Annotated in this window: 12 protein-coding genes; 4 read left to right on the forward strand and 8 right to left on the reverse strand. The window is 42.6% G+C overall.

The window, feature by feature from the left end; all coding sequences use genetic code 11:
* Positions 1–63: 63 nt before the first annotated feature.
* The gene (locus tag AC4MBN_RS07530) at positions 64–522 is read right to left on the reverse strand and encodes a GNAT family N-acetyltransferase (RefSeq protein ID WP_491880949.1); all 459 of its coding nucleotides are present in this window, start codon (positions 520–522) and stop codon (positions 64–66) included.
* Between the two features lie 457 nt (positions 523–979).
* Between AC4MBN_RS07530 and AC4MBN_RS07535 the strand changes: the two genes are divergently transcribed.
* Positions 980–2,068 carry a zinc-binding metallopeptidase family protein gene (locus AC4MBN_RS07535; RefSeq protein ID WP_491880076.1) on the forward strand — a complete coding sequence of 363 codons (1,089 nt, stop codon included), beginning with the start codon at positions 980–982 and terminating at the stop codon, positions 2,066–2,068.
* A 73-nt stretch (positions 2,069–2,141) separates the two neighbouring features.
* Here AC4MBN_RS07535 and scpC read toward each other — a convergent pair whose 3' ends face one another.
* The 3 genes from scpC to AC4MBN_RS07550 all read right to left on the reverse strand — a co-directional run bounded on the left by scpC (position 2,142) and on the right by AC4MBN_RS07550 (position 6,799).
* Entirely contained in the window at positions 2,142–3,638 is a 1,497-nt protein-coding gene (gene scpC, locus AC4MBN_RS07540; protein ID WP_491880077.1) for a succinyl-CoA:acetate CoA-transferase ScpC, read from the reverse strand.
* A gap of 125 nt (positions 3,639–3,763) precedes the next feature.
* Positions 3,764–4,939 (reverse strand): thiolase family protein, encoded by a 1,176-nt coding sequence (locus AC4MBN_RS07545; RefSeq protein WP_491880950.1) that lies wholly within the window; start codon positions 4,937–4,939, stop codon positions 3,764–3,766.
* A 78-nt stretch (positions 4,940–5,017) separates the two neighbouring features.
* Complete coding sequence (locus tag AC4MBN_RS07550) at positions 5,018–6,799, reverse strand: acyl-CoA dehydrogenase C-terminal domain-containing protein (RefSeq protein WP_419364420.1); 1,782 nt, start codon at positions 6,797–6,799, stop codon at positions 5,018–5,020.
* Between the two features lie 563 nt (positions 6,800–7,362).
* Between AC4MBN_RS07550 and AC4MBN_RS07555 the strand changes: the two genes are divergently transcribed.
* A complete protein-coding gene (locus tag AC4MBN_RS07555) occupies positions 7,363–7,971 on the forward strand; it encodes a TetR/AcrR family transcriptional regulator (RefSeq protein WP_005235816.1) in 609 nt (202 codons plus the stop codon).
* A gap of 53 nt (positions 7,972–8,024) precedes the next feature.
* On the opposite strand, the gene AC4MBN_RS07560 is transcribed toward AC4MBN_RS07555, so the two are convergent.
* From AC4MBN_RS07560 to cysK, 4 genes are all read right to left on the reverse strand, one after another.
* Positions 8,025–8,222 carry a heavy-metal-associated domain-containing protein gene (locus AC4MBN_RS07560; RefSeq protein ID WP_034704558.1) on the reverse strand — a complete coding sequence of 66 codons (198 nt, stop codon included), beginning with the start codon at positions 8,220–8,222 and terminating at the stop codon, positions 8,025–8,027.
* 57 nt (positions 8,223–8,279) lie between these two features.
* Positions 8,280–8,711: a Cu(I)-responsive transcriptional regulator gene (gene cueR, locus AC4MBN_RS07565; protein WP_491880078.1), complete on the reverse strand. Its 432-nt coding sequence runs from the start codon at positions 8,709–8,711 to the stop codon at positions 8,280–8,282.
* Positions 8,711–11,401, reverse strand: coding sequence for a heavy metal translocating P-type ATPase (locus tag AC4MBN_RS07570; protein ID WP_491880079.1), 2,691 nt, complete (start codon positions 11,399–11,401; stop codon positions 8,711–8,713). Before AC4MBN_RS07570 ends, cueR begins: the two co-directional genes overlap by 1 nt.
* Positions 11,402–11,584: 183 nt before the next feature.
* The gene (gene cysK / locus AC4MBN_RS07575; RefSeq protein WP_491880080.1) at positions 11,585–12,583 is read right to left on the reverse strand and encodes a cysteine synthase A; all 999 of its coding nucleotides are present in this window, start codon (positions 12,581–12,583) and stop codon (positions 11,585–11,587) included.
* A 291-nt stretch (positions 12,584–12,874) separates the two neighbouring features.
* Here cysK and AC4MBN_RS07580 point away from each other — a divergent pair, with 291 nt between their 5' ends.
* Both AC4MBN_RS07580 and AC4MBN_RS07585 read left to right on the forward strand, forming a co-directional pair.
* The gene (locus AC4MBN_RS07580) at positions 12,875–13,195 is read left to right on the forward strand and encodes an ArsR/SmtB family transcription factor (RefSeq protein WP_104426093.1); all 321 of its coding nucleotides are present in this window, start codon (positions 12,875–12,877) and stop codon (positions 13,193–13,195) included.
* A gap of 206 nt (positions 13,196–13,401) precedes the next feature.
* Positions 13,402–15,150 (forward strand): SulP family inorganic anion transporter, encoded by a 1,749-nt coding sequence (locus AC4MBN_RS07585; protein WP_491880081.1) that lies wholly within the window; start codon positions 13,402–13,404, stop codon positions 15,148–15,150.
* Positions 15,151–15,200 lie beyond the last annotated feature (50 nt).

The following is a 15,200-nucleotide window of genomic DNA, read 5'->3' on the forward strand; positions in this document are numbered from 1 at the left end:
TGCTAATAAATAAGAAAATAACTCCTGATCTTTGATTAACTTATAATAAACGGCTCTTCTATTTTAAGAGACCGAAGATGTTTCATCAGAATAAACTTTTTCCATTGGAATAAAGCGAATGCCATGTTCATGAGTAAGTTCACCCGTCTCAACAAAACCAAATTTTTTATAAATATTGAAGCCATATAAACTGGATTTGACTGTAATCTTTTGATGCCCTTGATTACGGATTTGTTCTTCTAAAAAATTCCACATTTGTCGTCCATATCCCTGACCCTGATAAGCTGGATCCAGAAAAAAGTGCATGAAGTGTGCAGGTTCCATATAGGCCACCACGCCCACAATTTTTTGATTAATTTCTCCAACAAAATAATGAATATCAGCTCGGTCAAAAATGGTCTGAAGAATTTCAGGTTGAAAACGCTTGCGTCCCTCTTCACTAGAAATCAAGACATCAACAAATGGCGCAATGACGTTCGCAATTGCAAGTGTATCCTGAACAGTGGCGTTTCTAATCTTCATCATATTTTAATACCCCCCAAAGCAGAACTATAAAATGAAAAATAATTTATTTTTCAGCATTATATATTTTTGAACATTGAGCAAAATATATACCAATTAGGTCTTTTGAAAAACGCTATTCAATCAATTTTTTTCAATAATTTTTGATCTCTGATTTTTTTATTATTTGCGTTATTCAGATTTTTTAAATTGATACTCTCGTTTTTATTTAAGAAAAAATACATAAGTTAGTTCATCGGTTTTTTTATTTCTGTCAGCTTTTCTTCTATAAACAGTCACTAAACTATAATTTAATGAATAATCGATCACACGCATTTTACAATTAATCAACATAGTGTTTTTTAAGAAATTTTTAAGATGAATTTTTAAACAGGATAAAATTCCGCAATGCAATCTGAATATAAATTACAGAGGTTCAGCAGATCATTGTAATTCATTCATTTTGCAGGGAGTATCGATGAAGTATTTTGAATGTCCAGTTTGCGAACAGCAGATCTTTTTCGCCAAATTCGTATGTGATCACTGCCTTTCCCCTATCGGCTATATCGCATCTGAAAAAGAAATGACGACATTTAAAAAGCTGAATGCTCAGGAGTGGGTTCCGGTTGCCGAAAAGTATCAACATTCCCGTTATAAACCTTGTTATAACTATACCCATCATCAGGTATGTAACTGGATGATCCCTGCAGATGATGAGGAAGATTTTTGCGAATCCTGCCAGCTGACGCATGTAATTCCAAATCTGGAAAATGCCGAAAACATGATTTACTGGTATCGGCTGGAGGAAGCCAAACGCCGTTTTCTATATCTGACCCAACGTATGAACATTATGCCTCATCCAAAACATTCGGATGATGATCCATTGGGTTTGCGATTTGATTTTCTTCTTCCTGAAAAAGACAAGCCGGTACTTACCGGTCATGCTAACGGGGTAATTACCTTAAATGCCTTCGAGGCCGATGTGGTTTATCGTGAAACCACCCGGGTCAATATGGGTGAAAATTACAGGACATTATTAGGGCATTTTCGTCATGAAAGTGGGCATTTTTATTTTAATGTCATCCAGCACCTACATCCGGAATTACTCGATGAACTTCGCCATTATTTTGGAGATGAGCGGCAAAATTATAGTGAAGCACTAGAGAGGCATTATAATCAAGGTGCGCCTATTAACTGGCATGAAAAATATATTAGTCCCTATGCCACCGCACACCCGTGGGAAGATTGGGCTGAAACCTGGTCGCATTATCTGCATATCATGGAAACACTGGAAACTGCATTTTATGCCGGTCTACGCGTGGAAGGTAATGGCCGAAATCTAGCCAGTATGGACTTTAAAGAATGCCCGATTGGTGGACAGGATTTTGAACATATCCTGGAAAACTGGGTCACCCTGACTTTTAATTTGAATGCCTTAAACCGCAGTATGGGTCTGGAAGATGCTTACCCCTTTAAGCTGACTGAAGCTGTGAAAGATAAACTGCGTTTCATTCATCGGCATATCTTGGATAAAGTCTTTAATAACCCACGTCTGATTCAGAACTAAAATATTTATCTAGTACAATAAATAAAGCCCGTGATTCACAGGCTTTATTTTGGGCTTATTTTAAGAAAGAGAACTAAGCAATTTTCATTGAACCGGTTTCTTCAAACTGGGCATGCCAGGACAAAGCTTCATTTAACAAATGCGGTGTTTGCCCACCATGCGCACAGGCGCGCTCAAAGTAATCATTCAGACTTTTACGATAATCGGGATGAGCACAAATATCGATAATCTTGCGGGCACGTTCACGTGGTGCCAATCCGCGCAGATCGGCCAAACCTTGCTCTGTTACCAGAATATCCACGTCATGGTCAGTATGATCTGTATGGCTCACCAGTGGAACCACAGACGAAATCGCACCACCTTTGGCATAGGATTTAGTCACAAAAATCGCAATATGTGCATGACGGGTAAAATCACCTGAGCCGCCAATACCATTCATCATCTTGGTGCCCGCAACATGGGTCGAATTTACATTTCCATAAATATCAAATTCAAGAGCCGTATTAATCGCAATTATACCTAAACGGCGGATCAGTTCAGGATTGTTGGAAAGCTCCTGCGGGCGCAAAACCATTTTATCTTTATATTTATCAAAGTTCTTCATGACCCGTGCTGCACAGTCATCCGTTAGAGTCATTGAGCATCCAGAAGCAAAAGTCATTTTGCCTGAATCGATAAGCTGGAAAGTACAGTCTTGCAGGACTTCAGAATACATTTCAAGATTATTGAAATTAGAATGTTCAAAACCTGCAAATACGGCATTTGCCACGGAACCTACTCCGGACTGCAGCGGCCCCAGATTTTCAGGTAATCGCCCTGCTGCAACCTCTTGTTCAAAGAAGTTAATCAGGTGACTGGCTATTGCCAGCGTTTCTTCATCCGGCTCATCCATTGCGAAAGAAGTATCCGGAATCTCATTAATGACAATCGCAGCAATTTTTTCAGGTGCAACATGGATTCCGATTGTACCTATCTTGTCACTGGCTTGCGTCAAAGGAATCGGACCACGGTTTGGACGGGTTTTAGGCAAATAAATATCATGTACGCCTTCTAGCACCGGATTAACTGTTGTATCAATTTCAACAATGACCCGATCTGCCATTTCGATGAAATTCGCCGAGTTTCCACAAGAACCGGTCGGAATAATCTGGCCATCTTCAGTAATGGCCGTTGCGGCAATTATAGCTACATTAATCGCCGGCAGGTTTTTATGACGGATATTGTCTGCCAGTTCAGACAGATGCTGATCGATATACATCACTTCACCATTATTGATGGCCTGACGTAAAGAAGGATCAGCCTGATAAGGATAACGGCGGGTTATAACGTTAGCTTCATTCAGTTTTCCATCAATCCGGTTCCCCAGACTTGCACCTGTCGCCAGTGTGATATGGATCGGATGCTGCCGGGCATATTCAGCCAATGCCAAAGGCACAGTTTTCGCTTCACCGGCGCCGCCAAACCCGCTCAAACCAATTACATCACCGTCTTGAATCAATTGTAGTGCTTTTTCTACAGGTACTACTTTATCTTGTAATGCGAGCAAACGAATACGCTCTAAACCGTTCATAAAAATTCTCAAAAATTAAAAATAAAGAGACGCCTGCTCCTGGCGTACCAGAAGCATTGTGGTCTAATTCAAAAAATATTTAAGTTTGCTACTTTGAGCATATGATCATGCAATTATGAAAAGACTTAAATTAGTTCTACCGCAATCGCTGTTGCTTCACCGCCACCAATACATAGCGCTGCAATACCTTTTTTGCCGCCAGTACGTTTCAAGGCATGAATCAGGGTCACAATGATACGGGAACCCGAAGAGCCCAGTGGATGACCTAGAGCACAGGCACCGCCATTAATATTCACTTTGGCAGGATCCAGTTCAAAGGCATCAATCGCAGCCATGGTCACCATCGCGAAAGCTTCATTAATTTCCCATAGATCCACATCAGCTGCATTCCAGCCAGTTTTCTTCAGTACTTTTTCAATTGCGCCCACCGGTGCAATCGTGAATTCTGATGGATGTTGTGAATGGCTGGCATAAGCCAGAATATTCGCTAGAGGTTTCAGGTTACGCTGTGCTGCAATCTCGCTCGATGTTACAACCAGTGCGGAAGCACCATCGGAAATTGAACTGGCATTTGCCGCAGTAATCGTACCATCTTTTTTGAATGCCGGACGTAAAGATGGGATTTTGTCTGCTTTGGCATTCAGTGGCTGTTCATCCTGCTCAACCACCACATCGCCTTTACGCGTGCTGACTGTAACTGGCACGATTTCATCTTTGAAGAAACCTTGCTGAACAGCAGTCACAGCTTTATTTAAAGAGCCAATCGCATAATCATCCTGTTGTTCACGGGTATAGCCTTTCTTGTCCGCCATTTCTTGTGCCAAGATGCCCATAGATAGACCAGTTTCAGCATCTTCCAGGCCTTCCTGGAACATATGATCCGTTACTTTGCCGTGGCCCATACGGAAACCGGCACGAGCTTTATCCATTAAGTACGGTGCGTTCGACATGGATTCCATACCGCCCGCCACTACGATTTCTGCCGAACCCGCCTTGATCGCATCCGCAGCCTGCATCACGGCTTTCATACCTGAACCACAAATTTTATTGATCGTGGTCGCGCCGGTTGAATCTGGCAGGCCTGCCTGACGCATAGCCTGACGTGCCGGCCCCTGTTTTAAGCCAGCTGGCAGTACGCAACCCATGATCACTTCATCAATATCATTGGCTGCCAGACCTGCACGCGCTACCGCTTCCTTGATCACTACAGCACCCAAATCTGGTGCCGTACAGCTTGAAAGTGAGCCTTGAAAACCACCCATCGCGGTACGTACAGCTTCTACAATTACAATCATTCTAATTTCATCCTTTAACATCATTGTTATCAACACTGCAAAGTGATAGCTCTACAGTGTTTGTCCTTCGCAATATTTGCGGGTTTAGGCTTGTGCAGTGAAATATTCTTCTGGCAATTGCATCACCAGCTCTGCACCTGCCTGAATGCGTTGAATTCTCGCACTCAAATCCGGGAGTACTTTAGCAATATAGTAATTTGCCAGTACCAGTTTATTCTGGAAATAGCTCTCTTCTTTGGTAGCCGCCGCTTTGCTGATACGTGCATACATATAGACGAAGCTCAGCAGACCTACAGCGTGTAGATAATCAACAGCAATGGAGTTGGCGAAATCAGGATTCTGCTGAGACTGCTCAACAATAAAATTGGTAATATCTTCCAGTTGCTGACAGGTATCTAAGGTTGCCTTTTTAATCATTAAGGCATCATCCAGACCTTGGGCGAAATCGCGAATTTCCGCGATATATTCTGCAATATAAGCACCTTTACATTTTGTGGTTTTACGGCCAATCAGATCAATCGCCTGCACACCATTAGTCCCTTCATAGATCTGTGAAATGCGCAGGTCACGGATACATTGTTCCATGCCCCATTCACGGATATAGCCATGACCACCGAAGCACATTTGTGCTTCAAGTGCAGCATCCAGTGCTTTATCGGTGAGATAAGCTTTGGCAATAGGCGTTAATAAAGCTACACGATCGGTTGCTTTACGTACCGCCTCTGGATCGGTTGAGTATTTGGTAATATCTAGCTGCTGACCGACATAGACTGCAAAAGCACGAGAAGCTTCATTATTGGCACGTACATTCAGCAACATACGGCGTACATCACCATGTACCAGAATCGAATCAGCTGGTTTTTCTGGTGATTTTGCACCAGTCGATGCACGGCCCTGTAAACGGTCAGTCGCATATTGAGCTGCATTCTGATAAGCAAATTCTGCCGCGCCAATGCCTTGAATTCCCATCGACAAACGTTCATAGTTCATCATCACGAACATGCCCGCCAGACCTTCATTTTCATTGCCCACCATATAGCCTTTGGCACCATCAAAGTTCATGACACAGGTTGCCGAGCCTTTAATACCCATCTTATGTTCGATCGAACCGGCAGCGACTGCATTGCGCTCACCAAGTGAACCGTCTGCATTAACCAGGAATTTCGGGACAATAAATAGAGAAATGCCGCGTGAACCTGCTGGCGCGTTCGGTGTTTTGGCCAGTACCAGGTGAATGATATTTTCACTCAGATCATGCTCACCGCTGGTAATGAAGATTTTGGTCCCGGTAATGTTGTATGAACCGTCTTGATTCGGTTCAGCCTTGGTTTTGATAATGCCCAGATCTGTCCCTGAATGTGGCTCAGTCAGACACATCGTACCTGACCATTCACCCGTATAGAATTTTGGCAAATAGGTTTCTTTCTGTTCCTGCGAAGCGCGGTCATTAATCGCCATGCCAGCACCGACAGTTAACAGCGGGTAAAGCATGAAAGATGGATTGGTACTCCAAATCATTTCATCAGCCAGTACGGTCAGCATTTTTGGCATGCCCTGACCGCCCCATTCTTCAGGCGCACCCAACCCCACCCAGCCGCCTTCAGCAAACTGTTTGAAAGCTTCTTTAAAACCTGCAGGTGTTTTGACTTCACCATTACTAAACTGAGCACCACCTTCTTCATCTGCAGGGCGGTTTAGATCAAGAATCACATTCTTGGAAAACTTGGCCATCTCCTCCAGAATTGCATTTGCAGTTGCCATATCTAAATGTGCAAGATTTTCATTATCTTGCCAAAATTGTTCGGCCTGAAACACATCATTTAAAATAAATTCCATGTCTTTTAGCGGCGCATTATAAATAGGCATTTTCATATTCCTTCACTGGTGATACTCAATTCTGTTACTGAGTATTTTTTCATTATGGATTCGAGAAAATATTTTGAGGATTTTTGCTCGAATCCATGCATGTCATTCAAAAATCATCATATCGAATTAATCTGGCGATGAATTCATTGACATAAATTAGCGATATAAAATTTAAAATCAAAAACCTTATACCTCTGGTATTTACTGAATCATTAAAACTTAAATCCATTGATGAATGAAAAATTTAAGCTGCTAAAATGACTCTGGCTTCACTTCGCTAAACCTTGTCTGGTCTGGGTTTAAAACGAAAATATGATTCAGCTTTATGCCCTAAAACCATAAATCAAATATATTGAAAATGGAATTTTATTTAGCAAAGTTGATCTCAAGGGTTCAATTTTCTTGACAATATTTTTAGCGCAGCTGTATATGACTTTTTTCTACAATAAATGTTGAATAAATATACGAATTTAGATAAATATCACGACCTTAGTTTTATAGCTATACCTGTGAAAATAGCATATTCTTAGTAGGTTCCTTTTCTAAAATGATGAGTCAAGAAGATGACGACTGTAAGACAGCAGAACTTCCTTCTTCGTAAAGAGAAGATCCTGAGCATGGCAGAAAGTCTACTGCTTGATAATAATCAGGACATCACCTTGAGTGAACTTGCTGAAGAACTGGACATCGCCAAAGGAACCATCTACAAGCATTTTAAAAGCAAGAACCAGTTATATTTAGAACTCATCATTCTGAATGAAAAAAGAATTCTGGCAATTTCCGATAAATATAATAACGATATTAAAAATTATGTTTCGCAATATATGCTTTATCACATGCTCAATTCAAACCGGACTATTTTGCTGCATGTTATTGAAGAGCGTTTAACCAATAATGAAAAAAACCTGAAAGAGTTATTTCAGGAACTCTACCGTATTCGTGAAGAACGGATTATCCGCATTAAAGATATGACCCATGATTATCTGGTGTCTTTAGACAGTGCCATGTCAATCCGGGATTATTTATCTTATATCTGGACAGTCACTTATGGCGCTTCATTATTATTAAATTCGACCAGTTATCAAAAAGCGATTGGTTCGCGTGAACGCCTGATTAAGCTATATATTAATCAGGCATTGATGACGCCAGATAAAATATCGGCAGTTTCATAAAAAATGCCTAATCATAATTAGGCATTTTAGAATTATCTTTTAAATAGTACATATCAAGCCATAGTTTCAGGCGGGAAGCCATCTTCAGTTAATGCCGCGATAATCTCAGATTCGCTTGCACTCGATTCAACTTCCACCATTTTACTGACCACATCAACATCTACTTTAGCATTTTCATCCAGCTCCTGAATGGTTGCAGTCACACTACGCGCACAACCACCACAAGTCATATTTTCAATACGGAATTTCATCTTGATCTCCCTTTGATCAGTTTAAATTTGGGTTAAGCGAATTTTAATACAAGCCTATTAATCTGCTTTGATAAGCATTTTCGCAGTTTTCCCATGTGACACACCCTGCTCAATCTGTTTCAGGATCTGGCAGTCAGACTGTTCATTTCCAGCACACTGCGCAACCGATTGCTGCAAAATTTTCATCATATTTTGCATATCCGCAATTTTCTGTTGCAGTAACTCGATATGCTTTTGCGCCAACTGTTTGACATCACTGCTGTGTCTGGCATCGTTCAGCCACAGGCCGAGCAATTCTTTCATCTGCTCGGAAGAAAAACCCAATTCACGCGCATGCTGAATAAAACTTAAAGTCTTGATGTCATCGTCACTATAAATGCGATAACCCGAGTCGCTACGTTTAGGATTGGGTAATAAACCGATATCTTCATAATAACGGATCATTTTGGCCGAGATCCCGGAGCGTTTCGCGGCCTGTCCAATATTCATTACACTGCCTCCTTCAACTGGATCGGCTGATAAGTCTTTAAACGAAGCGCATTGCTGACCACAAAGACTGAGGATAACGCCATTGCACCTGCTGCAAACATCGGTGATAACAAAATACCGAAGAATGGATATAGTAGACCTGCAGCAATCGGAATCAAGGCAATATTATAAACAAAGGCCCAGAACAGGTTCTGTTTGATATTGCGCATGGTTGCTTGACTCAGGCCAATACCGGTTGCCACATGCTGTAAATTTCCTGACATCAGTACCACATCTGCTGCTTCAATTGCGACATCCGTACCAGTTCCTATTGCCATCCCGACATCGGCCTGAGCCAAGGCAGGTGCATCATTAATCCCGTCACCGACAAAAGTGACGATGCCATGTTGCTGTTGGAGTTGATGTACCGCATCGACTTTTTCATTAGGTAAAACTTCGGCAATGACATGGTCAATCTTCAACTGTCTGGCAATGGCCTGTGCAGTATGCTGGTTATCACCGGTAATCATGGCGATCTTTAAGCCTTGATCATGTAAGGCCTGAATCGCACTATAGGTTGTGACTTTAATCGGATCAGCCACAGCAATAATGGCAGCCAACTGCTGATCTATAGCGACATATAAAGGAGTACGTCCCTGTTCGCCTAACTGTTGTGCTTTCTCTTTAAAAATATCGACACTTAAACCCAATTGCTGCATCAGGCGCACTGCGCCAATATGAATTTGCTGACCTGAAACTTGAGCTTTCACGCCTGCACCGGTGATTGAATCAAAATCACTGACTTCAGGTAGTTGCAACTGTTGTGCTTTCGCAGCTTCCACAATCGCATGGGCAATGGGATGTTCAGACTTGGCTTCCACTGCTGCGACCATTTGCAATACTGTTTGCTGCTCAAAACCAGACGTCACTGCAAAATCGGTCAGGGCTGGTTTTCCTTCAGTTAAGGTTCCGGTTTTATCTACCGCCACAACTCTGGTTTGCTGTAAGAGTTGCAATGCTTCTCCTTTACGGAACAATACACCCAGCTCTGCCGCCCGGCCGGTGCCGACCATAATAGATGTTGGCGTAGCCAGGCCCATTGCACAAGGACAGGCAATGATCAGTACCGCGACAGCATTGACCAGTGCATAAGTCAGATTCGGTTCAGGACCCAACAGGAACCAGACAATAAAGGTCAAAGTCGCGAGAAGCATCACAGCCGGCACAAACCATAAGGTCACTTTATCGACTGCCGCCTGAATCGGAAGCTTTGCACCTTGTGCCTGTTCCACCATATGAATAATCTGAGCCAGGACTGAATCTTGACCAACCGCAGTCGCCTTGATTTGCAAGGTGCCATTCTGATTTACCGTTCCGCCAATCACCCGATCCCCAGCCTGTTTAGCCACCGCTAAAGGTTCACCGCTGATCATGGCTTCATCAATATAACTTTGACCAGAAATGACTTCACCATCAACCGCGGCTTTCTCACCCGGACGAATCTCGATCAGCATACCCTGCTGTACATCAGCAACCGCCAGATCAACCCAAGTTCCATTTTGCTGTACTCGGGCGGTTTTTGGTTGCAAGCCAACCAGATATTGAATCGCTTCAGAGGTTTTACCTTTGGCTCGGGCTTCCAGATAACGTCCCAGTAAGATCAAGGCAATAATCACAGCCGCTGCTTCGAAATACACATGTACAGTGCTTTGCGGCAATAATTGCGGAAAAAACGTAGAAATGCAGGAAAATCCATAAGCGGCTATTGTTCCCACGGCAACCAGAGAATTCATATCGGGCGCTAGTCGCAATAATGCCGGAATCCCATGCTGATAAAAACGCCGTCCCGGAATCAGCAAGACCAGAGTGGTCAGCACAAACTGGATATACCAGCTGTTTTGGGTACCTAGCGTATGTGCAATCCAGTGATGAAAGGCAGGAATCAGATGTGAACCCATTTCCAGAATAAACACCGGAACAGCTAAAATTAGCGCCAACCATAAGTCACGTTTTAGCTGTTCAGTTTCAGCGGTTTTCTTTTCCTGAAATGCCGTCTGGGCATCGGTAGCCTGTGCATCTAATTTTGTATGGGCGTTATAGCCAGCTTTTTCGACGGCAGCAATTAAAGCTGGAAGCTGACTACGTGGCGCCTTGACCCAAGCTGTTTCAGTGGCGAGATTGACTTGGGCTTCACTTACCTGATCGACTTTTAATAAGGCCTTTTCTACACGTGCCACGCAGGAGGCGCAGGTCATTCCTTCAATAGCCAGTTCAATTCGGTCGGTTTGAATATCAAAGCCAGCTTTTTGTACAGCCTTGATCAATTGAGAAACAGCGAGAGGATGAATTACAGTGACATGAGCTTTTTCGGTTGCCAGATTAACCTGTGCATCCAGTACCTGATCGACTTTTTTCAAGGCTTTTTCAACACGAGCTACACAAGAGGCACAGGTCATGCCTTCAATATTTAAATCAAACTGCTGGATCACGGCTTCAAAACCGGTTTTATTGATAGCATTAACAAGTTGCGTTGCAGGAATGGGTTGTTCACTTTTAAAAAAAGCCTGTTCAGTGGAGAGATTAACGTTCGCTTCCACCACACCGTCAATTTTCTTTAAGGCTTTTTCCACACGAGCTACACAAGAGGCACAGGTCATTCCTGAAATCTGTACCTGCTGTTCGTACAACTGTGTGGTTGCTGGTGTATTCATTCTGCGCTCTCCATTCACCCATTCACTGCCTATGCTATAGCTTAAACATTACCATAATGGGAAGGTCAAGCTTCTGGTTTAAATTCTTGATCTTTCATTATATGAAGGCATAAAGTCCAATAAAAAAGCCCAAAGATGACTTCAGGCTTTTTCGAGATTTAGTGAAACTAATTTGTTAAATATTTACTCAGCAGAAATATCTTCAAAAAGAATTGAAGATAAATAGCGCTCACCACCATCTGGCAGAATCACCACGATATTTTTGCCTGCATTTTCAGGACGTGCAGCCAGTTGCGCAGCTGCAGCCATTGCAGCACCACTTGAAATACCCACCAAGATACCTTCTTGAGTCGCAGTTTTACGTGCCCATTCCACTGCATCGCTACTGGTAATGGCAATCACTTCATCGACCAGATCCAGATCCAGGTTCTTTGGAATAAAGTTTGCGCCAATACCCTGAATTTTGTGTGGTCCTGGAGTGAGCGTCTCGCCACGTTTTGCCTGACCAATAATGGCAGATTCAGCCGGCTCTACAGCAACTGAATAAATCGGCTTGTTTTTCACTTTTTCAAAAAAGCGTGAAATACCGGTAATCGTACCGCCTGTGCCTACACCCGCTACCAGAATATCGACATTACCTCCAGTCGCTTCCCAGATTTCAGGACCGGTCGTCTCTTCATGGATTTTCGGATTGGCTGGATTTTCAAACTGTTGTGGCAGGTAATACAGTTCAGGATTTTCATTCACCAAACGTTGTGCTTCTTCTACGGCACCTTTCATACCTTTGGCTGGATCTGTCAGTACCAGATTGGCACCTAAAGCCTTAACCACTTTACGGCGTTCTATACTCATGCTTGATGGCATAGTTAAGGTAATATCATAGCCTTTAGCCGCTGCTACAAATGCCAGCGCAATACCGGTATTACCACTGGTTGGCTCGACAATGTGCATGCCCGGCTTCAATTTACCTGACTTTTCTGCATCAGCAATCAAGGCTGCGCCAATACGGCATTTCACCGAAAATGCCGGGTTACGGCTTTCAATTTTCGCAAGTACAGTCGCTCCGCCTGAAATGACACGATTGATACGAACCAGAGGGGTATTACCAATTGCCTCTGCATTATTGCTATAAACCGCGATACCTAAATTGGCAGGTGTTGGAAAAGCTGAATCTGTAGTCATTAGAATATCCTTGATGTTATTCGCCAAGATGTATTTACATGATACAAGCATTTTCCGGCTTTGTAGATGCCTGAAACAAGATGGAATCACGATAGCAGTTTGAAATGAAACATCTTCTTCCTAAAAAACCGGAACACGATAAAATTATCTTATATTTTAATTAGTAAATTATAACTATTCTTGATAACACAATTCATTAAAAACCATAGTAATTCACGCTTTCTATCCATCAATTCACGCTGTTCGAGTCGTATAATTCGCGGGCTGTAATTGTATAAATGGACATAGTAAATGAAAACCGATCTTGAAATTGCCGCGATGCGGGATTCAGCTCAACAGGTTGTCGGTATTTTAAAGTTAATGGCCAATACGGACCGACTGCTCATTTTATGTCATCTCTCCCAAAATGAACTGAATGTCTCTCAAATTGAAGAGATTACCGACATCAGACAGCCAACCCTGTCTCAGCAGCTCATGATTTTGCGTAAAAGCGATGCGGTAAATACCCGTCGAGACGGTAAACAGATCTATTATTCGATCAAAGACCAGAACCTGGTAGAAATGTTAAAAAAGCTTTATCAAATCTACTGTGTAAATCAAGCAGTCGCTTAAAGCTGCAATTTACCTCATTCGTCCTGTTTTATTTTAAAGCGATCTGCCTGATTTAAATTTTCTCTACTGAGAGTTTTAAGTCTTTTGCCTTGATCCTTTGTCCTCTCATTCATTTTTTAAAATGTGAATGATCACCTATTTATATCCTAAGACTTCTTAGCAGAATTTGTGCATAATATATCTATATTTGTGATTTAGACCTGTATATGCCAAATTTTAAGTCTAGACTGCTCAATAGACTCCCTGCCTGGTCATGGTTAAGTCAGTACAGCCCAGTGAAATTAAAATCAGATGTACTGGCTGCCCTGATTGTCGTCGCGATGCTGGTACCCCAAGGGATGGCCTATGCCATGCTGGCAGGTTTGCCACCGATTATGGGACTCTATGCCAGTATTCTACCAATGATCATTTATGCCTTATTGGGCGGCAGTACGACCTTATCGATTGGACCAGTAGCCATCATTTCCATGATGACCTTTGCCACACTGAATCCATTATTTGAAGTGGGTTCTCCGGTCTATATTGAAGCGGCAACTTTATTGGCATTGATGGTCGGCATTATTTCCCTGCTTTTAGGTGTATTCCGTTTCGGCTTTTTAATTCAGCTGATCAGCCATCCGGTCATTCAGAGTTTTATTATTGCTTCGGCTCTATTGATTGCTTTTGGTCAGTTCAAGTTTCTGGTGGATTTACCTTTAAAAGCCAATAATATTCCCGAGCTGGTGAAAAGCCTGATTGAATATTTACCACTTTTGCATCTCCCGAGTCTGATCTTTGGCCTGCTTTCTATCGGTTTACTGGTTTATCTGCCGAAACTATTAAAATCTCAAGCAGTACAAAGCCGGATCGGTTCGACTGATTTTCTGGTTCGAGCAGTTCCACTGATTCTGGTTTTTCTCGGTATTGCAGCCGTTCTGTTTTTAGACTTAAAAGTTCAAGGCATTAAAACGGTCGGTGAAATTCCTTCAGGCTTTCCGCCTTTGTCTTTCCCACACTGGAACTGGGAGTTGGTGATGACCTTATTACCGGGTGCCAGCATGATTGCCATGATCAGTTTTGTGGAATCTCTCTCTATTGCTCAGGCAACGGCGCTACAGCAGCGTAGCAATTTGAACAGTAATCAGGAACTGATTGCGCTCGGTGTAGCCAATATCAGTGCCGGAATCAGTTCCACCTTTCCTGTAACCGGTAGTCTGTCACGTACTGTGGTTAATGCTGACGCTGGCGCCAAAACACCTTTGGCTGGCGTATTGTCTTCTTTATTGATTGTCGTGGTTAGTCTGTTTTTTACCAGCTTCTTTGAGGATCTGCCGCTGACCATTCTGGCTGCAACCATTATTGTGTCTATCTGGAAACTGGTCAATTTCCAGCCTTTCGTCGATGCCTGGCGTTATTCCAAAGCTGATGGCATTGCCATGTGGATTACTTTTTTTGGTGTGGTATTACTGGATATTACTACCGGTCTAATCGTCGGGATTATTTCGACCTTTATTCTTATGCTATGGCGCATCAGCCGCCCTCATATTGCAGTCGTGGGTCTGGTCGAAGGCACCCAGCATTTCCGGAATATCCAGCGTCATCAGGTGATGACTTCTGATCGGGTTCTATCTCTGCGTATTGATGAAAACCTAAGTTTTTTAAATGCGCATACTCTTAAAGGTTATCTGATTAATCAGTTAAGTTTAAATGACAAGTTAGAGCATGTGATTTTGAACTGCTCCAGTATCAGTGCGATTGACTTGAGTGCTTTGGAAACGCTGGAAGAGCTCAATGCTGAATTATCCAAACTAAATATTCGCCTGCACTTTGCAGAAGTGAAAGGCCCGGTATTCGACCGCTTGCAAGCCTCCAAACTCATGACACATTTGAGTGGCCGGATTTATCTAACCCATTTTCAGGCAATTCAGGATCTGGCTCCGGAAATCTTCGAGAAGCCTCAACATTATATGATTTAAGATTTTTTAATTCCTTGCATGATAGACATGCTGTCATGCAAAGAATTGAA

The organism is Acinetobacter sp. CAU_H_60 (genome assembly GCF_058599385.1).